We start from the raw sequence: 23,259 nt of genomic DNA, 5'->3' as shown, positions 1-23,259 counted from the left end.
TTGTTATAGAGATTACGTTCTACTAAATAGAACGATATGCCACTTAACTATCATCACCTTCGTTACTTCTGGGCGGTCGCCCATGATGGCAACCTTACCCGGACAGCCCAACGGCTGAACCTGTCGCAATCCGCGCTGTCGGTTCAGATCAAAGAGCTTGAGGAACGGCTGGGTCACCCCCTGTTTGAACGTCGCGGGCGCAAGCTGCATCTGACCGAGGCCGGGCTTATTGCGCTGGACCATGCGGACGCAATTTTCGCGACAGGACAAGAACTTGTGGCCACTCTGCAGGATGAGGGCAACGCGCGCACGGCGCTTCGGGTTGGCGCGCAAGCGACCTTGTCACGGAACTTTCAGATTGGATTTCTGCGCCCGATGCTGGCGCGCTCAGATGTCGAGGTGATCCTGCGATCAGGTAATCCCAGCGAGTTGCTTGAAGGGCTGGAGACCCTGAATTTCGATCTGGTTTTGATGAATCATGAGCCCGCCAGTGACAGCCTGACCAGTTTTGAAACGCACCATCTGGCGGAACAATCTGTCAGCATCGTCGGCACGCCGGCGCGACTGGATCCAAAGCGCCCGATCCGGGATCTGTTGGAGGAGCAGCCCTTTATCCTGCCCACTACCAATAACAGCGTCCGCACGGCGTTTGATTCGATGGCCAGCCGTATGTCGGTCCGGCCTCAGATCGCGGCCGAAGTGGACGACATGGCGATGATGCGCTTGCTCGCGCGTGAGGATATCGGGCTTGCTCTGGTGGCCCCGATCGTGGTGCAGGATGAGCTGTCCTCGGGCCGTCTGGTTGAGGCTGAGGAACACCCCCGCATCAAGGAAAGCTTTCACGCCGTCACCTTCAAACGCCGCTTTCCCAACCCGCTGGTGCGAGAGTTGCTGACCTATAGCCTGCCTCAGTAGAAGTGGGGCAGGTTTTTTGCGCGCGCGACGCGAACCCAATTGGGCACGAAGGGGATGATCTTGTCTTGTGAGGGCACCATCATCTCGATGAAATTCGCGCCGGGATTGGCGATGGCGTCTGACAGAATGGGTTCAATATCGGCCTCGGAGGTGATCCGAGCAGTCTTGAAGCCGAACCCTTCGGCCACCTTGCAATAGTCGACGCGCCCGAAATCGGTGGTCCAAGGCTCATCCACATCGTCGAGCAGGATCGCCTCACCTCTGATCCAGCCAAACGTGTCGTTGCGGGTCAGGATAACGGTGATGTTTTTGCCGCTGCGCTTGAGGGTCTCCATGTCACCGATGACAAACCCAAACGATCCGTCTCCGGTGAAGGAAATGACCGGGCCGTCATGGGCGTAGATCGCACCAACACCCGCTGGTACCGAATACCCCAGTGCCCCCATCGAGTAGTTGGTGATATAGCGCCGCCCCGGTTTGCGGAAGGTCAGCAGCGCCGAGGGGTAGATCGCGCTGACGCCGGGCTCAGACGTGACAATCGCGTCATCGGGCATGATCCGGTCCAACACCTGAGACAGCTTGACCGGTGAGATCGTGCCTTCGGGCATCGGGATGTTCGAGTTGAAGACCTTGTCCAGCGCGGTTTGTTTTATCGGGTTCAAATCCAATGGCGTCCGTTGAAGGCCGGGATGCTCAGCCTTAAGAATTTCAACCATATATTCGATCGTAGCGCGGGCATCACCAACAAGGCCAACCTTCAGCGGGAAGGTGTTTCCGACATGAGCCTCTGCAATATCAAGGTGCAGGAAGTTTTTGGTATGGGGATCGCCATAGAGTTTCCAGTGATCCGTTCCGGCGCTGTCGGTATTTGAGCCGACGAAGAAGATTGTGTCGGCCTCAAGCAGGTACTGGTTCGAATACTCCATACCTCCGCGGCCACCGATGACGCGCAGGGCCAGCGGGTGATCCTCTGGGATGGTGCCTTTGCCAGGTGTGGTGGTGCCGACCGGGATTTGCAGCCGTTCAGCCAGTTCAAGAATCGCATCCGAGGCTTGTGAGATCAGCGCGCCCTGGCCACAGACAATCGCAGGTTTTTGCGCCGCCAACAGCACGTCGATTGCAGCGCGGATCTTGCTGTGATCCGCGACCGGCCGGTGCGCGGGATAGGTGCTGTAGTCGGGTTCGGCATACAGGTCGGTGATCTCGGCCTCTTCGCCGAAGATGTTGATCGGCACGCGGATGTGGACAGGCGCCGGACGGCCCGAGGTAGCTACACGAAAGGCCCGCCGGATCAGGAACGGGATGTCGCGCGCATTGGTCAGCACGAAGCTTTCCTTGCAGATACTGTCATAGAGGCGAGTTTGATCGACACCGGTCAGACCGTGCTTTTTGTCCTGATTGATCGGAATGTCCGAGCTGAAATAGATCACCGGCACCGAGCTGAGGAACGCCTCAGTAATGCCCGGGGTGCAATGGGTCACACCGGGGCTCGGCGCTTCAAGTACGGCGGGGCGACCTGTGATCTTTGCATAGGCCTCCGCAGCGAAAGCCGCAGTGCGTTCATCGCGGGTCAGCACAAACTCAATCCCGCTATTGGCGCGCCATTCCTTGTACCAGCCAATCGTTGTCTCACCGGGCAGACCGAAAACATGGGAAACGCCGTGAAGTTCCAGCATTTTCAGGATGATCTGCGCGCCATTCATGCGCGTCGTTTGGGGCTGGTTCATCAGGTGGACCTTCGTTGGTGGCATGTTTCGGGCAATCCCTTTTGAGGGGGTTTACACACACCGCCACCATGTCTAGGCGAGGATCGGAAGTCCAGAATTTGCTTAGCCGACAGCGCCCTTGGTGTTCACGTGAACTGCGTAGACGCTGGTGGTTGCCGTGATGAACAGCATATTGCCGCGCGGGCCTCCGAAACACAGGTTCGCGACGGTCTCGGGCGTCTTGACCTTGCCAAGCAGTTCGCCGTCGGGCGAGAACACATGCACCCCGTCCGCCGCTGAGCACCAGACGTTGTCGTATTGGTCTACGCGTAGCCCGTCGGGCAGACCCTTATCAATTGCGGCGAAATCGCTGGGTTTGCCAAGCCCGCCGTCCGGCTGGACATCAAAGACCTTCAGTAAAGAAGGAACGTCCGGGTCATGGCTGCTGCCGGATTCGGCGACGTACAGGCGGCCTTCATCTTTAGAGAATGCCAGCCCGTTCGGCTGCACGAAATCGCGTGAAACAATGGTGGGTTCCGGACTGTCCGGATCAAGGCGGAAGACAAAGCTGCCTTCCTGTTCGGGTTTGGCTTTGTGACCTTCGAGATCAGAGAGGATGCCGTAAGTCGGATCCGAGAACCAGATCGAGCCATCCGACCGGGTGATCACGTCATTGGGCGAATTCAATTGGCGGCCATCATGGTGGTCAGCCAGTGTTGTCAGCTGCCCGTCATGCTCGGTCCGCACAACCGAGCGGGTTGCGTGCTGGCAGGTCACCAGCCGCCCTTCGCGATCACGCGTGTTGCCGTTGGAAAAGTTCGAGTTCTGGCGGAAGAGGCTGGTGCCGCCATGCGGGGTCCAGCGATACATGTGGGCATTCGGTATGTCCGAGAACAGCAACGTTTCATGCGCGGGAAACCAAACCGGCCCCTCGGTCCAGACATGGCCCGTTGCGATCCGTGCCAGCGTGAGGTTGGAATGGATCAGGTCCCGAAACACGGGACGGATGACCTCATATGTCTGCGAATGAATCATGCGCTATATCCTTTTCGGCTGGCCAGAGTGACAACACCCACAATCACGAGCCCGGTCAAAATCAGGCGAATTCCGGCGCCCAGACCGTATGAATTCAGCATCGATACGATCAGGAACATGAACAGCGCCGCCCCCCAGATGCCGGGTACGTTCGAATTGCCTCCGCCGATGGACGACCCGCCAATGACGACGACTGCAATGGACATCAACATGTATTCGGTGCCCATGTTCAGGTTGGCCCCGCCCGAGAAGCTGGCCAGCAGAAACCCCGCCAAGGCGGCAAAAACGGCTGAATTGACATAGATGCTAAAGCGCACCGCGTTCACCGGGACCCCGCTGAGCCTTGCCGCGCGTAGGTTTTGCCCGATGGCCGAGATCCACCGCCCTGCGATCGCGCGTTCCAAAAGCAGCCACGCACAGACGGCCAGCGCAATGCCGACCCAGGCGACATTCGGAACCCCGAACGTACCGCCCGAGGCGAACTCGGCTAGGGGTTCCGGTGGCTTGATACGCAGCCCCCGGTTCGACCAGATCGCCAGCGATTGGTACAGGAACGAGGAGGACAGGGTTGCGATGATGGGCGGGATACGCAGTATCAGGATCAGCGCAAAGTTCACTATACCGCAACCAATGCCTATCCCGATTGCAACCAGCAGGCCGGGCAAGATCAACGCGGTTTGCGTGTCCATGAATTTTAACGCCAGTGTTGCGGCCAATGTCATGGTGGCTGGAACAGACAGGTCGATATTGCCGGGTCCAAGCGTGATCACGAGCATCTGTCCTATGCCTACAATGGCCGAGAAGGAGGCAAAGGTCAGCGCCGCATAGAGTAACGACCCCGCCCCGGACCCGGCCAGCAGACTGGTGGCGACAAAGGTAATCCCTGCAGCCAAATAAGCCCAGAGCCACGGTTTCTGCACGAGTGCCCGCAAGGGGTTGGATCCCGCGTCAGAGGTGGTTTGGTCGCTCATGCCGAGACCTCCTTGCGGACAAAGAAAAGGCGCACGGCCAGAACGAGGATCAAGATCGCGCCCTGTGCACCGATCTGCCAATCCGGAGAGAGGCGCAGAAAGGACAGGAAACTGGCGGCGAGGGTCAGGGTCAGCGCCCCGATAACGGCCCCGAAGGGCGAGACGCGGCCGCCGACAAATTCGCCTCCGCCCAGGATCACGCCCGCAATCGACAACAGCGTATAGCGCAACGCGATATTGGCATCTGCCGCCGTGGTCAGGCCGACGAGGCACATGCCGGCCAGCACTCCGAACAGGCCCGCCAATCCATAGGCAAAGGCCCGCAGGCGGACGACGGACCAGCCAGCGCGCTCCATCGCGCGTTCATTGCCTCCAACGCCCTGAAGAACCACTCCCACCCAGGACCGCTTGATCAACAGATGCACGGCAAAAGCCACGACCAGCGGAGCAATCACGGCAACCGGTACCAGCGGGGTTTTGAAATTCATCAGGGTTTTTAACCATTCGGGCGACGCTCCGCCGGGTGAGGGCAGAATCAGCACCGCCAGACCGCCCCAAACGAAAGACATGCCGAGGGTTACGACGATTGCGGGCAATCCGCGCAGTTGGATCAAGGCCCCAAGTGCGGCATATGCCAGAACCGCCGCGGCCAGAATACCATAGCCCAGCAGAGGCGTGTCGTGCACGAATGTGGCCGTGACACAGGCGCAGAAACTGACGAAGGTGCCGATGGACAGGTCGATGTCGTTGACCATGATGATCATCATCTGCGCGATGGTTGCCAAGGCCACGGGGATCGCCAGATTGAACAGCAGGTTCAGGCCAAAATAGCTCATCGCGCGGGGTTGCAGGTAGAACACGGCCCCCAACAAGACGGCCAGAGACAGAACGGGTAGCAATAGGCGCAAACGGTCGCTGGTCATCTCAGGCCTCCTGCATCTGGAAAGAGGCGTGTAGTATGTTCTCCTCGGTGATCTCATCACCTTCCAACTCGGCTGCAATCTGACCGGCACGGAATACGAAGACCCGGTCACATTCGAGGATTTCGTCGGTCTCGGTCGAGTACCACAGGAAGCTGCGGCCTCTTGCGGCTTCTGACTGGATCATCTGATAGACGTCTTTCTTGGTGCCCACATCCACGCCGCGCATCGGGTCATCCATCACAACAATCGGCGCTGAGGAGGCCAGCGCGCGGGCAAACAGAACCTTCTGCTGGTTGCCGCCCGACAAGGACAGGATCGGGTTCAACAGGTTGTCGGTGCGAATGCCGATACGGTCTTTCCAAGTCTGAACCATGTCCGTCTCGCTGCTGCGATCCACCATCACTTTCCGGCTGAACTCGGGCAGGGTGGTCAGCGAGAGGTTTCGCAGGATCGACCAGAGCGGCATGACCCCGTCGCGAGCGCGGTCTCCGGCGACAAAAACCACTTCGGGCTGGCGCGCGGATTTCCATTTTGGAGCGTGGTCGAAATAGATTTGCGCCAGCGCTTCGGCCTGTCCGTGACCCGCAAGCCCGGCAAGCCCGACGATTTCACCCGCGCGGGCGTTCAGCCCATTTGCCGCCCGTACAACCTCGGTCCCGAGGGTCCGATCTGCCCGCCCGGCGCCCGAGTTGTCGTCATCAGGCGCGACATGCCCCATCGCATCCACAATCGAGGCGCGGGTGAACTGGCTGGCAGGTTGGTCATCAATGATTTGGCCATCTTTCATGACGATGATCCGGGTCGAGACTTCGAAAATCTCACCCATCATGTGCGAGATGAATAGCACCGCACCGCCCTTGGCGCAGAACCGTTTGATATGGTCCAGCAATTGTTGCGCGATGGCGGCGTCAAGGGACGAGGTTGGCTCATCCAGAATAACAAGGCTAGTTTCTCGGTCACGGTCGGCAAAGGCGATGGCGATTTCTACCATCTGACGCTCGGCTATGGTCAGGTTTCCAACCGTTGCGCGGGCGTGGATGCCATGACCCGGAAAGACAAGGTCCAGCACGTCGAGCATCTTTTGCCGCGCAACCCGCCGCCAGCCTGCGCGCGGCATGTTGCGATAGGGAATGCGCAGGTTCTCCAAAACGGTCAGGTTCGGGCAGAGCGACAGCTCCTGAAACACGCTACGAATACCTGCATTCTGCGCGTTTTGGCTATTGCGCAGGGCGGGATCTGCGTTCCGATGCTGAACGGTCCCCTGAGTTTGCGTCAGACGGCCGTTGACTACATTCGCTAGTGTGGATTTCCCGGCCCCATTGTGGCCGACCAGTCCGACGCATTCTCCTGCGCTGATGCTCAACGTCGCACCGCGTAGGGCAAGAACAGGCCCATAGGACAGATGGGCCTGCTCCAGAGAGACAACCGGAGCGGCGGTGGCTCCGGGTCCCGTATTCTCGTCAGACTTCACGCGCTTACTGGGCCGACGCGATGACGTCTTTGGCCTGATCCTGCGTGTATTCTACGTTCGCGACCGAGCCTTTAGGCGTTGTTTTCAGGGCGTCCTTCAAATCTGCCTGATCGATTCTCAGGAAGGGTACGGTCAGGTCCTTCGGAACCTCTTGCCCATCCAGAATCTGCTGGGCGACCCAAAAGGCCAGCGTGCTGACGCCTGGTGCAATCGACAGAGAGGTTGTCTGATATCCGTTTGCGTCCTGCTCATCTGACCACCACTGAAGTTCGTCCTGACGGTTGCCCATCACGATGGTTGGCATTGGACGATCCGTGGCACCGATGGCCTGCGCGGCCCCATAGCCGTCACCACCCTGGGTTACGACGCCCACGATCTCGGGCAGGCTGGGCAGGATACCGGCGACGGCCTTCTGAGCCACATCCTGCGCCCAATCCCCATGGACCGAGCCGACTATTTCGAAATTGGTGTTCTTCACCTCATCATGAATACCTGCGCTGATCTCGTCATCGACGAACACTCCGGCCAGACCGCGGATTTCCAGCAGGTTCCCGCCATCAGGATAGCGCTCGGCCAGGTATTTCACCTGCTCGCGCCCCATCTGCTGAAAGTCGACCGCAATGCGCCACGCGCAGGGTTCCTGAACGATGCCGTCGAAAGATACCACCGTGATACCCGCATCGCACGCAGCCTTGACCGCGCCATTGATTGCGGTGGGTGAGGCGGCGTTGATCACGATCGCATCATAGCCTTGCAGGATCATGTTCTGAATCTGAGCCGCCTGCTCGGTGGCCTGATTTTCCGAGGTCGTAAAGGCGTCAGCAGCGGCGACAACACCATCCGCGACGGCCTGATCTCCGTTTTTCTGCCAGCTTTCCAGCATGGCTTGCCGCCACGAATTACCTGCGTAGTTGTTCGACAGGGCAATGCGTTTGTCGGATGTATCCGCTTCGGCAGCCGGGGCTGTCAGGGTGATGATCCCGGCCGCAGCGCCGAGCAATATGGCCTTAAGTGTCATGTTTTCCTCCCAAAGCGGCCCAAGCGCCGCACGATTTTGGTGCCAGCCTGACGGGGCCGACTTGCCTAAAGTCTCTGAAGGGCACGCGCAGCGTAAGAGTAGGACGCGCGCATTCCTTGCGGGTTCCCGCAAATAGGCTGCGGCGACCCGCATGACACTCGATCCGCTGGTCGATATACTCGCCCGTGCCGGTTGCGGCAGGCTGGCGCTGCGAAAGAGAACACATGGCCGATCTTGCCTATTACTTGCGGATTTCGAACCATCTGGCGGGCAATCTGGATATCAAATCCGCATTGCGGTCGGTCAAATCCGAGATCGTGCGCATTCTGGAAATTGACCATCTGGATGTCTGCCTGATCGACGAGGAAGGGCGGCTTAACACAAGCTATGAGGTCGGCCTGCGCACCAGTTGGAGCCGCACCCGCGCCCCGGTCGAGGTCTCGCCCGTGCGCGATATCCTGCGGGGAGATTGCGACTACATGTTGACCGGAAACGCGCCGGAGGACCCGCGATATGTGTTCGAAGGCGGGGACTATGATCCCATCCTCAAACACAATATGCGCAGCCGCGTGAATGTGGCGATGAAAGTGCTGGGCCGAACGATCGGGTCCTTGAACTGTTCGTCACAAAAGTTTGATTTCTATGATGAACAGGCTGTCGAACAGGTTCGCAATATTGCGGATATTCTGGCTCCGTATTTCTATGCTCTGCGTGCGAACGAACAGGCTCGGCGTGAGGCGATCATGCGGACCGAGGTACAGGCGCGAGAAGAGGGGCTGCGGCTTGGGGCCCTCAGCCTGACAGACGCGCTAGAGCTGGAACGCCAACGGATAGGGATGGATCTGCACGATCAGACTCTGGCCGATATGACGCGGATCAGTCGGGATTTGGAACGGTGCGAAACGCCTCTGGATCTGGACGGGCTGCGCAGCAGTATGAGGAACTGCATTCAGGGATTGCGCGAGATAATCGATACCTCGATTCCGTCTTTGCTGGAGCTGTTCGGCTTTCAGCACGCCGTGCGAACCCATCTTGAACGAGCTATTGACCCGGATGAAGGGGTCGAGATTGACGTTCGTGACCTGTCCGGCGGGATGGTCGACCGGCTGCCACAAACCAAACGCATCGCCTTGTTCCGTATCGCACAAGAGGCCATCAACAACGCAGTCCGACACGCCTCGGCCAGTCGTATTGAGGTCGAGATTGAATGCGTGGACGGGCTGCACCTTCGCGTGCGGGACAATGGGCGTAGCAGGGGAGCTATTGAAATCCGGCAGGCTTCAGGCGGGTTGACGCATATGCGAACCCGCGCCCGGCTGATCGCGGCGCAGTTTGATATTCGCTACAATGGCGGGACCGAGATTGCGGTCTGTCTTCCGGCCTCCGAATGCCCCAAAACCGAGGTGTTGGCATGAAGGTTCTGCTGGTCGAAGACGATGCAATGCACGCGAACTACCTGCGGGAGCTGGTTCAGGATGCCTTGCCTGAGGTGACCGACCTGAGCCTCGCCTCGAACGGCCGGGAAGGGGAAGAGCAGGCCCGGCAGAACGGTGTCGAGGCCATCGTCATGGACCTGCGCATGAAAGAGCGCAACGGGATCGAGGCCGCGCGGACCATTTGGTCGGAACGCCCCGCGACCCGCATTCTGTTCTGGTCCAACTACTCGGATGAGGCCTATCTGCGCGGCATTGCGCGGATCGTTCCGAAAGAGGCCGCCTATGGCTATGTTTTGAAAACGGCCAGCCCCTCACGAATGCATCTGGCCTTGCGCGCCGTTCTGATCGAGGCGCAGATCATGGTGGACCGGGAAATCCACCAGATCCAGCGGGAGCAGAGCCGCTCAGGCGAGGCGCTGACGGAGGTTGAGCTGGCAATCCTGTCCGATCTCGCCCTTGGTTTGCCCGACAAGACCATCGCGCTGCGTCGCAAGCTGGCCCTGAGGACGGTGCAGAACCGACTGCTGTCGATCTATGAAAAGCTGGATGTGGGCGATCTGCCGGTGGATGGCAACGATATCGCGATCAACAAACGCGTGCGTGCGGTTTCCAAGGCCATGACCTCTCAGATACTGAACCGTGAGAGCATCTTTTCGGCGGAAAAAGAGTTGGGAAGCTGGCTTGAGCGTCGGCAAAACTTGGGATGACGGCCGTGCTAGTCAGATCGTGAGGATTTGAACAGGTAGAGGAACACGAATAGCGACCCGATCGAGGTTGTAACGATCCCCACCGGCAACTCTTGCGGGGCCAGAAGCAGCCGAGACAGAATGTCTGAAAGCGTCAGCAGGATGGCTCCGACGACGGCGGATGTGATCAAGAGATTGCGGTGGAGCGTTCCGGCAATGCCTCGGGCGATATGCGGAACCATCAGGCCGACAAAGCCGATCACGCCTGCCACCGACACAAAGCTGGCCGTGGCCAAGGCGGCGACCAGAAACATCCGAAACCGCAGGCCTTGCACTGGAATACCCAGTGTTGAGGCCGTAAAATCCCCCGTCAGAAGCGCGTCGAGCCAGCGGCTGCGATAGAGGGAATAGCCCAGGATCAGGGTCAGCCCTAGCACGACAAGGGGGAAGGTCTCCCACCGGGCCAGACCAAGGCCGCCCAGCATCCAGAAAATGACGGAATGCGCGGCGCGGCTGTCGCCTGCGAAAATCAGATAGTTGGTGATGGCAGAAAACAGGAACGATACAGCCAGGCCTGCAAGGATCAGTTTCTCTGGCGCACTGGTGCGCAGGCTTTGAACCAGGGCCAGAACAATGCCGGACGCGATCAGGCCTCCGCAAAAGGCCGCAAGTGGGAGGGTCCAGATGCCAAGAACATCGCCTGTTACAGTGATGACCAAGACGGCACCCGCAGCGGCCCCGGACGAAAGGCCAAACAGAAACGGGTCAGCCAAGTCATTGCGCGTTGTCGTTTGTAAAACGACCCCGACAACACCCAGCCCGGCCCCAATCACTGCCGCAAACAACGCGCGGGGCAGGCGCAGGTCAAAGACGATCCGGTGCAGAGGGGACATGTCGCCCTCAGTCGCACCAGTACCCAGTCCAATCGCGGTGAAAACCTCGGCCAAGGGGATCGGGGTAGTTCCGTAGATCGTCGACAGCAGCAAAAGGGCGGTCAGAATGACCGCCCCCAGTAGGACCGCCTGGCCCGTTTTCGTCATCTCAGCTATTTCCCCGGTGCATCGCCGTTGCCATCTTCTCGATCGCTTCGATGTTTGCCGGTCCCGGTGTCAGCTCTTCATAGCGCAGTCCGATCCAGCGCTCGTTTTTGACTGCATCGGTCTGCGACATCACCGGATGCTCCTGCAGGAACTTGAAAGTATCCGCCGCGCCGTTGCCGGTTTGATAGTCCAGCAGGACAAGGAATTCGGGGTTCGAGGCGGCGACGGCCTCCCACGAGGTGCGGCCCCAGCTGGTGTCCATGTCGTGGGTAACGTTGACGCCGCCCGCTGCTGCGATCATCGCGTCGGGAATCGCGTATTTGCCTGCGGTAAACGGCGCATCGGCCGGACCATCCAGCAGGAAGACACGGGGTTTTTCCAGATCGGCGGTTTTGGCCTCGATCGTGGCCAGTTGGTCTTTCCAGCCCGAGACCAGCGCGTTCGCTTTGTCTTCGACCTGCATGACTGTGCCGAGACGCAGAACGTCGTCAAACAGAAGATCCATGCTGGCTTCGGGGCGGTCTTTGTTCAGGTGGATGCAGCTTTCGGTCAGCACCATGGTCTTGATGCCAAAGGGCTCCAGCGTGTCGGGGGTGACGTCGCCGCCGGGTTTCATGCCGTAATACCACCCGGCAAAGAACATGTCGGGTTCAACCGCGACGAGGTTTTCAACCGTCGGGTATTTCGGAGCGAGTTCGGGAATGTCACCGCGCTGCGCGTCGAAATCGGGGCTGGTCTTGTACCAGCCGGTGATGCCGGTCAGACCAACGATGCTGTCCTGAAGACCCAGCGCAAAGGCCATGTCGGTCATGTTCATGTCATGAACCACGATCCGCTCGGGCTTGGTGTCGAACACCAGAGGTTCACCGCAATTGTCGACGGTGATCTCTTGCGCGGCAGCGCCGCCCGCCAGCGCGCCTAGGACCGCAGCGGACAAGAGTTTCAGTTTCATCAATCTCTCCTGTTAAGATGAAAGCTTTCGTTTTCGGATGTCCAGCGCGGGGATCACGCGCCCTTCATGCTGGAAACACAAATAGTCAACACCAAAAGTCTCGCGCACGCGGTCTGGCGTCAGTACCTCGGCGACCGGGCCGAAGGCCGTCAGCTGAGCGTTCTTCATCAGGGCGACGTGGCTGGCGAATTCGGGGATCATGACCAGATCGTGGACGATCATCACAACCGTCACACCCAACTCGGCGACCAGAGACAGCATGTGCCCTTTGGCATCCGGGTCTAGGTGGTTGGTCGGTTCGTCCAAAAACAGCAGCGAGGGGTTCTGCGCCAACGCCCGCGCGATATGGGCGCGCTGACGCTCACCGCCCGACAGTTTTGCCATCTGTTTGCCCGCCAGATGAGACAGTTCAGTGGTGTCGAGCACGCGCTGCAGGTCCGTTTGCAGTGCCTCGGCAGATTTGTCGGCCCTGATTGGGATTTGTCCCAGCGCCACATAATCGCGCAGTTGCAGCCGCCCGTCGGGCATTTCCTGCTGGCCGACAACGGCAATTCGTCTGGCCCGCTCCAGCGACGACAGTTTCCGCAGGCTTTGCCCCTGAATACGCACATCGCCTAAAGCCAGCTTTGCGACACCGCACAAGAGGTTGAGCAGCGTCGTTTTGCCTGCCCCGTTCGGGCCAGCGACGGCCAGGATCGCGCCTTCCTCAAGGGTAAACGAGGTGTCGCGCAGCAGCACGTCGCCGTTCAGGGCGTAGTATTCCAGATTTTCAGCGACCAGAAAGCTCATGCCATGTCCTCCGGTGGCAGGCAGGGCATGCGCGACAGGGTTTTGGTATAGAGCGCCAAAGGACGGGTCGAGGCGCTGGTCCAGCCATCCTCGCTGTCCCGGAATTGATGGGCGAACTCCGCCAAAGCGCTCAGATCGGCAGGGGATTGAATATCGCCAAACAGGTATTGCGCCTTGCCTTTGGCCTGCAGTCCGACCGTCATCGGGCGGTTGCAACCGGCCATGCAGTCGATCAGGCGTGTAGAGAACCCCTCGGGCAGCTGGCTATCCAGCGTTTCCTTCGCCGCATGCGCGGGTATCGGCCCATTGCAGGTGCCGCATATCAGGACGAAATGGTCAGCCATGGCACGGGTCGCCAACTTGAACAAAAACCAAGTGAAGGCAAAAGCCATGAATTGCATTAGCACGCGGATGTGCCATCGAGCCTCCTTCCGGGACACCCCGCCCCGGGTTGGTTAAACTGTGATGGCAGGTCTCCTGACTTGCGGGTCGTTGCTTGGCCAACCTTCCCGACCTTAGGGGCCAGTGGTTTTGTGGCGTCGCTCTCCGCTTACAGTTGCGGGGGCAGTCACGGCATTGGCCCTCGGGCCGCACCGTATTCCCATTTTCATCCCTCAGGCACAGGCCGTCGGGAACCATCCAGAGCAGCTAGTCTGCTCACGCTCCTATTGTCAAGCGCCGGAATCGCGCTAACGGACCACGCGCAGGGTCGGCCTGCGCGCGCTTTGGCCCGGTCCGACGCCATCGGTCGGGAACTGGCTGGCCAGGGTCAAACCAGCCTGTATCAGATGGGCGTCCGTGTAGCCTCCGGTCAATTCGTTCAAGGCATCGCGCGCCGCCGGAGTTTCGTCGCGGCGCATGTGATGCAGCATCCGGAGCAGCGCACGTTCGTCAGATGTAAGTTCTTGCCGTGTTTCAACACAAAGCGGGTCGTTGAAGGCTAATCCACTAGGCCGGATGTGCAGCGTGGCCTTGATGATCTTGAAGACCAGATGCGCCAGAACCAGCCCCTGATCGCGCCCCCAACGCTCGGTCGCTACCGAAAAGGCATGTTGCCACGCCTGCGTTTTCGGCTGTGTTAAGCTTAGGATGAAGTGCCGCATGACAGGCAGCAAACCGCGTTCGAATCCGTCAAATTCGGTGAAGGGCAGTGTGTGGTTAGATGCCGAGTGTTTCATGCGCGTTCCCTATTGGGTTTTGGGGGCTTTCACGACCAAAGGGTGGACGTTTTGCGGAAGGATGTTTGGGTCAACCGGCGTTTCAGGACACGGTGATGCAGCGCGGACGGAAAAGCTGAGATCAGCCTCAATCGCCTGACTCTGTTTCGGTTTCAATGCGCAGCTATAGCGGCTGGCAACGGCGTCCATGGCCAACAGATCTGCGAGGGATTTTCGCATGTCAGGTTATCTTTCGGTCGCAAAAATGGGACCGGGCGATGATTCCAAGGAATCTGACTGGGTCGGCCGTTAACTGACTAAATTAGTCAGAAAATGCAAGCGCGAAATTCCAAATGAAGTCAGTAGTCGGCAACCAACAGGAAATCCGGGGCTGTGTCTTCTTCGATTGTTGAAAAGCGGGGGATCGGGTCTTCGAATACGTTGTCCGTCCGGTCGTCATTTACGGTTGAAACTTCGCCAATCAAGCAATCCCCACGTTCCGCCCAGAAGGCATGCCAGATGCCGGGCATCAAGGTCACGCTCTGACCTGGCTTCAGGCGCAGATGCTCTCCGGGCTGTATGGTAACAGGGCAGGCATCGCTGGGAACGGTGACCGGGGTATCGCGGTCGATACCGCCATCAGGGTCCGAGGCATAGATTTCCATAACCAGATCGCCGCCCCCTCGGTTGATGATGTCCTCGGCTTTGACGATATGGCGATGCATCGGCGACAGCTGTTTGTCGCGAGAGATCAGCAGCTTTTCGGCATAGAGCATACCGCGCCCCCGGCTCAGATCGCTCACGTTGCCGTTGCGCAGGGTGAACAGGAACAACCCAAGCTCATCAAACTTGCCTTGACCGTAGTCGGTGATATCCCAACCTAGCCCATGGGCACGGATGCTGTCCGCCTGGGCGCTGAGCATCTGCTCAGGTGTCCAATCTGCGAAAGGCGGCAGAACGGCACCAAATGAACTGATGAATGCCTGGGCTTCGGTCTTGATACGGTTGATTTCGGATCGTTTCATCTCAGACTCTTCGTAGGGCTATAATTCATGCGACCAGGGCGGGTTGGCTCCGGCGCGCGAGACGGTTACGGCAGCCACCTCTGCGCCCAAGGTCAAAGCGTCGCGTAGTGCATCCGGGGACATTGCTTTCATGCCGGGCTTTGTCAGTTGGCCAGCCCGTTCCAGCGACGCCAAAACCCCGGCATTGAACGTGTCCCCCGCGCCAACGGTATCCACAACTTGCACCGGTTTGACAGGGACTGAGACCACCGCGCCGTTGGCCAGATAGCCCGAGGCGCCCTCACTCCCACGGGTGACGATGACCGCGGAGGGGCCTGCTTGAAGCAGCAAAGGGACTTTCTGATCGTGGTTTTCCGGGCCGGGGACGATCCAGTCCAGATCCTCATCCGAGACTTTGACGATATCGGCCTGTTCGATCATCTGGTTCAACCGCGTGCGGTAGCGGGTCTGATCCTGTATGAAACCGGGTCGGATATTGGGGTCCAACATCACAGCACAGTTCGTGCCATGTTGCGCCAGCATCGCGGCATAGGCATCCGCGCAAGGCTCACAGGCAAGGCTGATGCCACCAAAGTACAGCGCTGAAACCGCGGGGAGTTGGCGCGGCATGTCCTCTGCACGTAGCATCCGACCCGCAGTGTTTTCATCGACAAACGTGTAAGTCGCGTGGCCGTCCTTCAGTTGAACAAACGCCAGCGTGGTTGGTCTGTCCGAGGCAATCACATGTGTCGTATCCACGTGGCTGGCCCGCAGGTCATCGGCCAATTGATGCCCGAACATGTCCGAGGACAGGCCAGTCAGCAGCCCAACGGGCGCGCCCAACCGGCCCAAAGCGATAGAGGTATTAAATATAGCTCCGCCGGAATGGGGAACGAAACCGTCCCGCCCGGACAAAGTCGGTTCGGCAATCATGTCGATCAGGGCTTCTCCGCAACACAGGATCATCCCACATCCTCTTCCAAAATACGCTCAGTTATCGCTGAAGCGCATTTTTACAGAAGTTGTTAGCGCCAACAATGCCAAATTCGGCCTGTTCCGAGATATAAAGGTTCATCGACTGCCGCAACTCGCTGAAGCGCCCGCCTGCATTGAACGCGTTACGGAAGGTTTCGCCAAACATCCAGCGGTTTTTCTCGGCGACGCCGCCTACAAGGAACACGCCACCGGCAGGCATCACGGTGACGGCCATGTCACCCATCAAAGCACCCAGATGGCTGATGAACAAATCTGCGGTGCGACCGGCGATCGGGTCTTTGCCGTCGCGTGCGTCCTGCAGAATATCTCGGGCGGTGCGAACCGGAGGCTGAGCTTGCCCGGCCGCCATGCCGGCGGCCTGATACAGGATTGGCAAGCCGGTTCCGCTGAGGAACATCTCAGCCTCAAGCACAAGGCTGTTGTCGAAAAAGCATTCGGGTGCCAGATCGCGGGCGGCTTCGAAGATATCGACCTCATCCCGCGTGCGCGGGGACAGGCCCACATGGCCGCCTTCGCCTGACACGGTGTGGAAATGCCCTTCCGAATAGAGCAGCGCGCCGACACCCAAACCGGTTCCAGGCCCCACGACCAATCGCGTACCCATCGGCGGAGTGGCAGAGCCTTGCAGTACTGATACCTCAGCTTCTGTCACTTCGGCCACGGACCACGCTGCTGCGGTGAAGTCATTGATCACATAGGTGTTGGCGGCCCCTGTCGCCTTGGCCAGCGCCTCCTCGGACAGGTCCAGATTCGCGTTGGTCAGTTGGATGCGCCCGTCGCGCACCGGTCCGGCCCCGGCCGCGACCACGGCTTGTGGCGCGGTGCCAATTTCATCGCGTATATGATGCAACGCGTCCAGCAGATCGGGCAGGGTGCCCGTCGGGTGTTTGTGCAATGCGGTCAGCTTACCATCAGAGACAATGCCCAGCCGCGTATTCGTTCCGCCGATATCGGCCACCAATGTCCAATGTGGGCGCAAAGACCCGGACGGCTGGCGATAGGCCTGCCGGTCGGCGGCACCCTCGGAAAGTGCGGCCTTTACGGCAGCGAAGGAGGCTTTGGGGCTGCGGTCCAGCGTCTCAAAATCCACGTCTACCAATCCAAACCGTTTTTCATAGCCATAGGCCCACTCGTAGTTATCCAGCAAAGACCAGATGAAGTACCCCTTCACGGGAACATCCGCAGCCAAAGCCTGTTGCACCGCCGTCAAGTGATCGTCCAGATAGGCGATGCGCTCATCGTCCTGCTGGCGCTCGGCGCTCGCCATGCCGTTCTCTGTAACATAGATCGGAAGATCACCGGTATAGTCTTCTGCGGTTCTTTTCAGGAAACGGGTCAGGGCGTCGGGGTCGATTTCCCAACCCATCTGGGTTTTGGACAGATGGCCGGGCACTTCGGTCAGGCTTGGCCAGGTGCTGTCTGCCGAGGTAATCAACTTGCGGGTGTAGTAGTTCAAGCCGCACCAATCGACCGGTGCCCCGATTGTGTCGAAATCATCTTGCCAACCCTCGGGCAAATGAGGCTCCAATCCCTGCAGCACGTTGTCGGGATAGGCTTTTTTAAACACTCCGCCCAAAAAGAACCTGTTGTAGATCCCGTCATAGAGTGCTGCCGCGCGTTGAGCAGCAGCACTATCATCAGCGGGCTCCGCCCATTCGAGGTTGAAGACAGCACCCAGATTGGACATGCCCAAACTACGCATTGTTTGAATGGCGCTGCCATGGGCCAGAAGGACATGATGCATCGAACGTGCGGCCGCACGAATATCGCGCAAACCCGGTGCGTGAAGGCCTTCGAAATGGCTGAGCCAGCTGACGCACCAAGGCTCATTGATCGGCGCGACCGAATACATGCGGTCTCCGATACGGCCCATGATCACCTGAGTGAAATCGGCGAACCATCCGGCGATATCCCGATTGCGCCAGCCCCCCAGATCGGCAAGCGTCGAAGGCAACTCCCAGTGGTAGAGCGTCGCACAGGGGCGGATGCCGCGTTCAAGCAGCGCGTCCGCCAGGCGGTCGTAGTAGTCGAGCCCGGCTTGGTTTACTTGCCCTCGACCTTCGGGCAATACACGCGCCCAGCTGGTCGAAAAGCGATAGCAGTCAAATCCTGCATCCTGAACCAGATCAAAATCTTCTTCGAACCGATTCAGGTGATCGCAAGCGAGTGCGCCATTTTCCGCGCCGACGACATTGCCTGGCGTGGCTGCGAAACTGTCCCAATGCGTCCGACCCGCACCGCCCTGTGCGTGGCCTTCAATCTGGTAGGCGGATGTTGCGACGCCGAATAGAAAATCGTCGGGGAAGTCGTTGCGTGTATATTTCATTGTCGAACCCCACTGGGCGCAGGCCCGGTTGATCGCCCGACGACCAACTCGGCCTCAAGTAACCTCTTATTTACCGGCGCACCCGGAGACTTGATCCGTTGGATCAGCATCTCGGCCGCCATTTCGCCAGCGTCCCGAACGGAGGACCGCGTTGCTGTGAAGATCGGCACATCCTGACCATTTTTCAGGTAGGAAAGATCATCGTCATGGGCGATGACCGAAATATCCCGCCCCATCTGCAGCCCGGCTTCTTCCAAGGCGCGGCGCACGCCTATGGCTGTGATCATCGACGAGGCTAGAATTGCGGTCGGTGGCTCTGCGATCTGCAGCATCTGATGTGTTTCCTGGTGACCATAGACCTCGGTCATTTCAGCGCTGCGCATTAAGGCGGCATCCGGCGTCAAGCCGGCTTGCTGTAGAGCGTCCAGATATCCGGCGCGACGGCGTTGGGCAAAGTCCATATCCTCCAGCCCATTGATCAGGGCGATGCGACGATGGCCCAGATCAATCAGAAACTGCGTCGCGCGCTGGAACGAACTTTTGTTGTTCACATCAATCCAGTCATATGCAGCCTGCACACCGGTTGAGCGGCCATGAACGATAAACGGCACCGCCATCCGCGTCAGAACCTCGATCCTTGGCTCGTTGACCTTTGGGCCTTGAAGCACGACACCATCGACCGCCCCGCGTTGAAAGAGATTGCGATAAGCCGCCTCGATCGAGGTGTCATCGGCGTTGGTGAACATCATGTCATAGCCGTGCTCGGCATATGTTTTTGACGCTCCGGCGACGAAATCGCCGAAGATCGGGTTCACCATTTCATGCCTTGATGAGCTGGGGATGACGTGACCGATGACCATGGATTTGCCTGTCGCCAACCCCTTGGCGCGACTGTTGGGGCGGTAGCCATGTTTGGCAGCTGCAGCCTCGACCCGCAGACGTGTTTCAGCGTTGACCTCAGGATAGCCGTTTAGTGCCCGGCTGACCGTGGTTTGCGAAAGACCCAGTGTTTCAGAGAGCTGCTTGAGGTTCATAGGTAGTCAAAGCGCCTTCAAATCGAAGGCTTTACTGGTGAGGTCCTGTTTTGTGCGCCGGCCAACCTGTTGTGATAACAGGCAAGCATGTTTTTCTGACTTATTCGAAAATACGACTCATTGACAGAGTAAAAATGTTAGCGGATAACAATAATCATTCAAAGCGCTTTGAAAATTGTAACGCGAAGGCGCTGGAGAGTATTGGGAGGAGATTTCATGAAACGCACGCTGTATGCAGGTGTGGCCACGTTTGCCCTGACTGCCGGGGCAGTTCACGCACAGGGTCAAATGATCCACCCCGTTGGAGAGGGTGGCTTTGACTGGGACGGGTTTCAGGCTTTTGCAGACGCTCATGATCTGAGCGGTCAGGACCTCACCATTTTCGGCCCTTGGCTTGCAGGTGAAGGGCAATCCTTCGAAAATCTGGTCGCCTATTTCGATGAGGCAACGGGCGCAAACTCCAGCTATGTCGGCTCGGACTCGCTGGAACAGCAGATTTTGATCGACGCAGCAGCCGGATCAGCGCCAAACCTGACGGTTTTCCCACAGCCTGGCCTTGCGGCGAACATGGCCAAGAACGGCTATCTGACGCCGCTTGCCGAAGGATCGGCGGATTGGATCAAGAACAATTTCGCAGCCGGTCAGTCCTGGGTCGATCTGGGGACTTTTGAGAACGCAGACGGAGCCAAGGATTTCTACGGCTTCTTCTTCAACGTGAACGTCAAGTCTCTGGTTTGGTACATCCCTGAGAACTTCGAGGACTTCGGCTACGAGGTCCCTGAGACCATGGAAGAGTTCAAAGCGCTTATGGATCAGATGGTCGAAGACGGTGAGACGCCGCTCTGCGTCGGCCTCGCATCCGGTGGCGCGACCGGTTGGCCCGCAACGGATTGGGTTGAGGACCTGATGCTGCGCACGCAACCGCCAGAGGTTTATGACCAGTGGGTATCGAATGAGATGAAGTTCGACGATCCGCGCGTGATTGCCGCGATCGAGGAATATGGCAGCTTTACCCGCAACGATGACTATGTGGTTGGGAATGCAGACGACACGGCTGCAATCGATTTCCGTGACAGCCCCAAGGGCCTGTTTGACAGTCCGCCTGCCTGCATGATGCACCGCCAGGCCTCGTTCATTCCGGCCTATTTCCCGGAAGGGACAGAGCTGGGCGTGGATGCCGATTTCTTCTATTTCCCGGCCTACGCTGAGAAAGATCTGGGCACACCGGTTCTGGGCGCGGGCACCTTGTTCACTATCACAAACCCAAGCCCGGCGACTGAAGTGTTTATGGAGTTCCTCAAAACTCCATTTGCGCATGAGATCATGATGTCTCAGGACGGGTTCCTGACGCCGCATCTAGGGGCAAACCCCGAGAACTATGCCAATGACACCCAACGCGGTCAGGGTGAGATTCTGACCAACGCCACCACGTTCCGCTTTGACGGCTCAGACTTGATGCCGGGTGCGGTCGGCGCGGGGACGTTCTGGACCGGCATGGTCGACTATTCCTCGGGCGCGAAGGACGCGGGCACTGTTGCGGGTGAAATCCAGTCGTCGTGGGATGCCGCGAAGTAACTGACGTTATGGGGCGGCTATGCGGCTGCCCCGTTTCCAAACCGACGAGGGCATCATGACACCGGCACTTCAGGGCCTGCTGACCATCATCATCGGTGTGTCGGGTTGCGTGGGCTACTTCTATATCTCGAACCAATTTCTGGACAAAGTCCTGTTCCCGCCGCGCGGGCCGAACGCAGGGCGCAATATCAACCGCGCGAACATGATCCGGCCCTGGCTGTTCCTGTTCCCTGCGCTGGCGGCGCTTGGCCTCTATCTGGCTTATCCGGTGGTTGAGACGCTGCGCCTTTCACTCACGGAGCGCGTGCCTGGCGGCGGGTACAGATGGGTTGGTCTGGACAACTACACCCAGATGGCGGCAGAGCCGAAATTCTGGGAAGCCATGCGCAACAACATGTTCTGGCTGATCGTGGTGCCCGCGATGTCAACGGGTTTTGGTCTGCTCGTAGCGCAGCTGACCGATCGCATCCGCTGGGGCAATTTTGCCAAGTCGCTGATCTTCATGCCTATGGCGATTTCCTTCGTGGGAGCCTCGGTGATCTGGAAACTGGTCTATGACGCCCGCCCGGCGGAACAAGATCAGATCGGTATCCTAAACGCCCTCTATATCTTTTTCGGCGGGACTGAGCCGCAAACGTGGCTGACCGTTCCGTTTTGGAACAGTTTCTTCCTAATGATTGTTCTGGTTTGGATTCAGACCGGATTTGCCATGGTGATCCTGTCGGCTGCCTTGCGCGGCATCCCCGAGGAAACGGTCGAGGCCGCCATTCTGGACGGTGCCAACCCGTTCCAGATTTTCTTCAAGATCAAAGTGCCTCAAATCAAGACCACCATTCTGGTGGTCTGGACGACGATCACGATCACCGTTCTCAAGGTCTTCGACATCGTCTTTGCCATGACCAACGGTCAATGGGAGACGCAGGTGCTGGCCAACTACATGTACGACAAGCTGTTCCGCGCCAATGATTGGGGGGTGGGGTCGGCCTCGGCCATGGTGATCATGTTGCTGGTCACTCCGATCTTGATCTGGAACGTGCGCAATGCGCGCAAGGAAATGGAGTGAGGCCATGAGCGATATTGCAGGAACCAAACCGGCACTGCGCTGGGTCGTCCATGCCTCGGTTGTCTTTCTGGTGGTGCTTTGGGTGATTCCGACCCTCGGCCTGCTGATTTCATCTTTCCGGACTGCGGATCAGATCTCGGGAAGTGGCTGGTGGCGGTCGATCTTTCCGTCCGAGCAGAACCTGACCCTGCGCAGTGCTGCACCTGATAAACAGGTGCTGGAGAATGGCCTTTACGTGATCGAAGGCCAGCTTTTCGGGGATGACGAGCAGGTCAAGATCTCGAACTGGGGTATCAGTGCCCGTGAGGTTGATGCCTTTGTCCCCGGCGACACGGCCGAGCTGCGTCGAGGGGGCACGATCACTGTTGATGCGGACGGCGCCTACAGGATGGAGAACACCGAGGAGTTCACCGGAAACCGAGGCGCGCGCGTGTTCGTCACAGCCGAATTGCCGCCCGAGTTCACCTTGGACAACTATCGAAAAGTCCTGCTGGATCAGAGCAGTTCGGACAGTATGGCCAAAGCCTTCTTCAACACGTTGACGGTGACGATACCAGCGACGATCATCCCGATCCTCGTTGCGGCCTTCGCAGCATATGCGCTGGCGTGGATGGAGTTTCCGGGCCGTGCACTGCTGATCGCGGCCGTCGTTGGACTGTTGGTTGTGCCCTTGCAATTGGCGCTGATCCCGCTGTTGAAATTCCACCTGAACATCGGGATCGGGAAAGGCTATCTGGGCGTCTGGCTGGCCCATACTGGCTTTGGTATGCCACTGGCGATTTACCTGCTGCGTAACTACATGGCCGGGTTGCCTCGGGATCTGATCGAGAACGCCCGTGTCGATGGCGCGACCGAGTTTCAAATCTTCACCAAACTGATCCTGCCGCTCAGCTTCCCGGCGCTGGCCTCTTTCGCGATCTTTCAGTTCCTGTGGACATGGAACGACCTGCTGGTCGCTAAGGTCTTCCTGATCGATGCGACCGGCCAGACCACAGTTATGACAAACCGCATCGTCGAGCTTTTGGGCACACGAGGCGGCAACTGGGAAATCCTCGCGACGGCGGCTTTTGTGTCGATCTTTGTGCCGCTGGTCGTGTTCTTCGCAATGCAAAAATACCTGGTCCGGGGCCTGTTGGCCGGATCCGTCAAATAGAGGCGTCTG

General features: G+C 58.8%; 22 protein-coding genes, 1 pseudogene and 1 riboswitch. Of the genes and pseudogenes, 6 read left to right on the top strand and 17 right to left on the bottom strand.

All coding sequences use genetic code 11. From position 1 onward, the window contains the following. The first annotated feature begins 36 nt into the window (after window positions 1-36). Window positions 37-915 carry a LysR family transcriptional regulator gene (locus ACR0IP_RS07795; protein ID WP_480524807.1) on the top strand — a complete coding sequence of 293 codons (879 nt, stop codon included), beginning with the start codon at window positions 37-39 and terminating at the stop codon, window positions 913-915. On the opposite strand, the gene ACR0IP_RS07790 is transcribed toward ACR0IP_RS07795, so the two are convergent. From ACR0IP_RS07790 to ACR0IP_RS07765, 6 genes are all read right to left on the bottom strand, one after another. After that, window positions 909-2,642, bottom strand: a complete 1,734-nt coding sequence (locus ACR0IP_RS07790) for a thiamine pyrophosphate-binding protein (RefSeq protein ID WP_170767781.1) — start codon at window positions 2,640-2,642, stop codon at window positions 909-911. The two genes, ACR0IP_RS07795 and ACR0IP_RS07790, sit on opposite strands and share 7 nt — an antisense overlap. Window positions 2,643-2,744: 102 nt before the next feature. After that, window positions 2,745-3,656 carry an SMP-30/gluconolactonase/LRE family protein gene (locus tag ACR0IP_RS07785; protein WP_480524805.1) on the bottom strand — a complete coding sequence of 304 codons (912 nt, stop codon included), beginning with the start codon at window positions 3,654-3,656 and terminating at the stop codon, window positions 2,745-2,747. Continuing rightward, a complete protein-coding gene (locus ACR0IP_RS07780; protein ID WP_170690511.1) occupies window positions 3,653-4,627 on the bottom strand; it encodes an ABC transporter permease in 975 nt (324 codons plus the stop codon). Before ACR0IP_RS07780 ends, ACR0IP_RS07785 begins: the two co-directional genes overlap by 4 nt. Beyond that, window positions 4,624-5,550, bottom strand: coding sequence for an ABC transporter permease (locus ACR0IP_RS07775; protein WP_170690513.1), 927 nt, complete (start codon window positions 5,548-5,550; stop codon window positions 4,624-4,626). Before ACR0IP_RS07775 ends, ACR0IP_RS07780 begins: the two co-directional genes overlap by 4 nt. A gap of 1 nt (window position 5,551) precedes the next feature. Further along, window positions 5,552-7,021, bottom strand: a complete 1,470-nt coding sequence (locus tag ACR0IP_RS07770; protein ID WP_480524803.1) for a sugar ABC transporter ATP-binding protein — start codon at window positions 7,019-7,021, stop codon at window positions 5,552-5,554. A gap of 4 nt (window positions 7,022-7,025) precedes the next feature. Beyond that, a complete protein-coding gene (locus ACR0IP_RS07765; RefSeq protein WP_170641301.1) occupies window positions 7,026-8,039 on the bottom strand; it encodes a substrate-binding domain-containing protein in 1,014 nt (337 codons plus the stop codon). A 224-nt stretch (window positions 8,040-8,263) separates the two neighbouring features. Between ACR0IP_RS07765 and ACR0IP_RS07760 the strand changes: the two genes are divergently transcribed. Beyond that, window positions 8,264-9,454, top strand: a complete 1,191-nt coding sequence (locus ACR0IP_RS07760; RefSeq protein WP_170690519.1) for an ATP-binding protein — start codon at window positions 8,264-8,266, stop codon at window positions 9,452-9,454. Next, window positions 9,451-10,182 (top strand): response regulator transcription factor, encoded by a 732-nt coding sequence (locus tag ACR0IP_RS07755; protein WP_170377404.1) that lies wholly within the window; start codon window positions 9,451-9,453, stop codon window positions 10,180-10,182. Before ACR0IP_RS07760 ends, ACR0IP_RS07755 begins: the two co-directional genes overlap by 4 nt. Before the next feature lie 8 nt (window positions 10,183-10,190). Here the strand turns inward: ACR0IP_RS07755 and ACR0IP_RS07750 are convergent, their stop codons facing one another. The 11 genes and pseudogenes from ACR0IP_RS07750 to ACR0IP_RS07700 form a co-directional block, all read right to left on the bottom strand. Further along, window positions 10,191-11,201 (bottom strand): iron ABC transporter permease, encoded by a 1,011-nt coding sequence (locus ACR0IP_RS07750; protein ID WP_170377406.1) that lies wholly within the window; start codon window positions 11,199-11,201, stop codon window positions 10,191-10,193. Between the two features lies 1 nt (window position 11,202). Beyond that, window positions 11,203-12,153 carry an ABC transporter substrate-binding protein gene (locus ACR0IP_RS07745; RefSeq protein ID WP_170377407.1) on the bottom strand — a complete coding sequence of 317 codons (951 nt, stop codon included), beginning with the start codon at window positions 12,151-12,153 and terminating at the stop codon, window positions 11,203-11,205. 12 nt (window positions 12,154-12,165) lie between these two features. Then, entirely contained in the window at window positions 12,166-12,942 is a 777-nt protein-coding gene (locus tag ACR0IP_RS07740; protein WP_170377409.1) for an ABC transporter ATP-binding protein, read from the bottom strand. After that, the gene (locus tag ACR0IP_RS07735) at window positions 12,939-13,286 is read right to left on the bottom strand and encodes a DUF1636 family protein (protein WP_480524800.1); all 348 of its coding nucleotides are present in this window, start codon (window positions 13,284-13,286) and stop codon (window positions 12,939-12,941) included. The genes ACR0IP_RS07740 and ACR0IP_RS07735 overlap by 4 nt, the downstream gene beginning before the upstream one ends. A gap of 106 nt (window positions 13,287-13,392) precedes the next feature. Further along, a riboswitch (cobalamin riboswitch) is annotated at window positions 13,393-13,597 on the bottom strand. Window positions 13,598-13,631: 34 nt separating this feature from the next. Further along, window positions 13,632-14,120, bottom strand: coding sequence for a hypothetical protein (locus ACR0IP_RS07730; protein WP_480524798.1), 489 nt, complete (start codon window positions 14,118-14,120; stop codon window positions 13,632-13,634). 9 nt (window positions 14,121-14,129) lie between these two features. Next, window positions 14,130-14,339, bottom strand: a complete 210-nt coding sequence (locus ACR0IP_RS07725) for a hypothetical protein (protein ID WP_480524797.1) — start codon at window positions 14,337-14,339, stop codon at window positions 14,130-14,132. A gap of 119 nt (window positions 14,340-14,458) precedes the next feature. Further along, window positions 14,459-15,124, bottom strand: a complete 666-nt coding sequence (locus ACR0IP_RS07720) for a D-lyxose/D-mannose family sugar isomerase (RefSeq protein ID WP_480524795.1) — start codon at window positions 15,122-15,124, stop codon at window positions 14,459-14,461. A gap of 18 nt (window positions 15,125-15,142) precedes the next feature. After that, entirely contained in the window at window positions 15,143-16,069 is a 927-nt protein-coding gene (locus ACR0IP_RS07715) for a carbohydrate kinase family protein (RefSeq protein WP_170377415.1), read from the bottom strand. A gap of 28 nt (window positions 16,070-16,097) precedes the next feature. Beyond that, window positions 16,098-17,057: a glucokinase gene (locus ACR0IP_RS07710; protein WP_480525143.1), complete on the bottom strand. Its 960-nt coding sequence runs from the start codon at window positions 17,055-17,057 to the stop codon at window positions 16,098-16,100. Between the two features lie 66 nt (window positions 17,058-17,123). Beyond that, window positions 17,124-18,425, bottom strand: a pseudogene (locus ACR0IP_RS07705) (GH1 family beta-glucosidase); the annotation flags it as partial. Then, window positions 18,422-19,459, bottom strand: a complete 1,038-nt coding sequence (locus ACR0IP_RS07700) for a substrate-binding domain-containing protein (RefSeq protein WP_170481250.1) — start codon at window positions 19,457-19,459, stop codon at window positions 18,422-18,424. The pseudogene ACR0IP_RS07705 and the gene ACR0IP_RS07700, both read right to left, overlap by 4 nt. 216 nt (window positions 19,460-19,675) lie before the next feature. Between ACR0IP_RS07700 and ACR0IP_RS07695 the strand changes: the two genes are divergently transcribed. The 3 genes from ACR0IP_RS07695 to ACR0IP_RS07685 are packed head-to-tail and all read left to right on the top strand — an operon-like array spanning window position 19,676 to window position 23,250. Then, window positions 19,676-21,034, top strand: a complete 1,359-nt coding sequence (locus ACR0IP_RS07695; RefSeq protein ID WP_480524793.1) for an ABC transporter substrate-binding protein — start codon at window positions 19,676-19,678, stop codon at window positions 21,032-21,034. Window positions 21,035-21,089: 55 nt separating this feature from the next. Beyond that, window positions 21,090-22,097, top strand: coding sequence for a carbohydrate ABC transporter permease (locus tag ACR0IP_RS07690; RefSeq protein ID WP_170679951.1), 1,008 nt, complete (start codon window positions 21,090-21,092; stop codon window positions 22,095-22,097). A gap of 4 nt (window positions 22,098-22,101) precedes the next feature. Then, window positions 22,102-23,250, top strand: coding sequence for a carbohydrate ABC transporter permease (locus ACR0IP_RS07685; RefSeq protein ID WP_170690529.1), 1,149 nt, complete (start codon window positions 22,102-22,104; stop codon window positions 23,248-23,250). The last annotated feature ends 9 nt before the right edge of the window (window positions 23,251-23,259 follow it).

Source organism: Ruegeria sp. AL11 (assembly GCF_056540865.1).
This window is presented reverse-complemented; position numbering and strand designations above follow the sequence as displayed.

Coding starts and splice junctions, on each gene's coding strand:
- ACR0IP_RS07775 (WP_170690513.1), bottom strand. CDS start 5,550: ATGACCAGCGACCGTTTGCGCCTATTGCTACCCGTTCTGTCTCTGGCC.
- ACR0IP_RS07735 (WP_480524800.1), bottom strand. CDS start 13,286: ATGGCTGACCATTTCGTCCTGATATGCGGCACCTGCAATGGGCCGATA.
- ACR0IP_RS07695 (WP_480524793.1), top strand. CDS start 19,676: ATGAAACGCACGCTGTATGCAGGTGTGGCCACGTTTGCCCTGACTGCC.
- ACR0IP_RS07780 (WP_170690511.1), bottom strand. CDS start 4,627: ATGAGCGACCAAACCACCTCTGACGCGGGATCCAACCCCTTGCGGGCA.
- ACR0IP_RS07785 (WP_480524805.1), bottom strand. CDS start 3,656: ATGATTCATTCGCAGACATATGAGGTCATCCGTCCCGTGTTTCGGGAC.
- ACR0IP_RS07750 (WP_170377406.1), bottom strand. CDS start 11,201: ATGACGAAAACGGGCCAGGCGGTCCTACTGGGGGCGGTCATTCTGACC.
- ACR0IP_RS07700 (WP_170481250.1), bottom strand. CDS start 19,459: ATGAACCTCAAGCAGCTCTCTGAAACACTGGGTCTTTCGCAAACCACG.
- ACR0IP_RS07730 (WP_480524798.1), bottom strand. CDS start 14,120: ATGAAACACTCGGCATCTAACCACACACTGCCCTTCACCGAATTTGAC.
- ACR0IP_RS07720 (WP_480524795.1), bottom strand. CDS start 15,124: ATGAAACGATCCGAAATCAACCGTATCAAGACCGAAGCCCAGGCATTC.
- ACR0IP_RS07715 (WP_170377415.1), bottom strand. CDS start 16,069: ATGATCCTGTGTTGCGGAGAAGCCCTGATCGACATGATTGCCGAACCG.
- ACR0IP_RS07795 (WP_480524807.1), top strand. CDS start 37: ATGCCACTTAACTATCATCACCTTCGTTACTTCTGGGCGGTCGCCCAT.
- ACR0IP_RS07685 (WP_170690529.1), top strand. CDS start 22,102: ATGAGCGATATTGCAGGAACCAAACCGGCACTGCGCTGGGTCGTCCAT.
- ACR0IP_RS07690 (WP_170679951.1), top strand. CDS start 21,090: ATGACACCGGCACTTCAGGGCCTGCTGACCATCATCATCGGTGTGTCG.
- ACR0IP_RS07725 (WP_480524797.1), bottom strand. CDS start 14,339: ATGCGAAAATCCCTCGCAGATCTGTTGGCCATGGACGCCGTTGCCAGC.
- ACR0IP_RS07760 (WP_170690519.1), top strand. CDS start 8,264: ATGGCCGATCTTGCCTATTACTTGCGGATTTCGAACCATCTGGCGGGC.
- ACR0IP_RS07790 (WP_170767781.1), bottom strand. CDS start 2,642: ATGAACCAGCCCCAAACGACGCGCATGAATGGCGCGCAGATCATCCTG.
- ACR0IP_RS07755 (WP_170377404.1), top strand. CDS start 9,451: ATGAAGGTTCTGCTGGTCGAAGACGATGCAATGCACGCGAACTACCTG.
- ACR0IP_RS07740 (WP_170377409.1), bottom strand. CDS start 12,942: ATGAGCTTTCTGGTCGCTGAAAATCTGGAATACTACGCCCTGAACGGC.
- ACR0IP_RS07765 (WP_170641301.1), bottom strand. CDS start 8,039: ATGACACTTAAGGCCATATTGCTCGGCGCTGCGGCCGGGATCATCACC.
- ACR0IP_RS07745 (WP_170377407.1), bottom strand. CDS start 12,153: ATGAAACTGAAACTCTTGTCCGCTGCGGTCCTAGGCGCGCTGGCGGGC.